At 69.9% G+C, this 602-nt stretch carries 1 protein-coding gene; it reads left to right on the top strand.

What is annotated here, in order from left to right:
- Positions 1 to 602, top strand: a 602-nt coding sequence (locus ACJ8MK_RS26015) for an AMP-binding enzyme (RefSeq protein WP_442518130.1), incomplete at both ends; no start/stop codon positions are given.

Below are 602 nucleotides of genomic sequence, written 5' to 3'. Positions count from 1 at the left end.
GGGGTGCAGGTGGCGCGGGGCTACCTGAACCGGCCTGAACTGACGGCGGAGCGCTTCTTGAGCGATCCGTTCGCGCCGGGCGGGCGGATGTACCGCACCGGCGACGTGGCGCGTTATCTGGCGAACGGCGACATCGAGTACCTGGGGCGCAACGATCAGCAGGTAAAAATCCGCGGCTTCCGAATCGAATGCGGGGAGATAGAGGCGGCGCTGGCGACGCACCCGGCGGTGCGCGAAGCGGTGGTGGATGCACGGGCGGTGGGCGACGACAAACGGCTGGTGGCGTGGGTGGTGCCGGCCGCGGACGTGGCGGAAGAAACGCTGGCGGGCGCGCTGCGGCAGCATGTGAGCGCGGCGCTGCCGGACTATATGGTGCCGTCGGCCTGGGTGGTGGTGGCGGCGTTGCCGCTGTCGCCGAACGGCAAGCTGGATCGGCGGGCGTTGCCGGAGCCGCAGGGGGCGCAGAGCCAGGCAGCGTACGAAGCGCCGCAGGGTGAACACGAAACGCTGCTGGCGGCGATCTGGCGCGAGCTGCTGAACGTGGAGCGGGTCGGGCGCCACGATAACTTCTTCGAACTGGGAGGGCACTCGCTGCTGGCGGT

It is taken from the genome of Serratia sp. CY38905 (assembly GCF_052168875.1).
Lineage (GTDB): Bacteria > Pseudomonadota > Gammaproteobacteria > Enterobacterales > Enterobacteriaceae > Serratia > Serratia sarumanii.
Note: the sequence above shows the minus strand (reverse complement) of the source record. Positions and strands in the feature narration are given on the sequence as shown.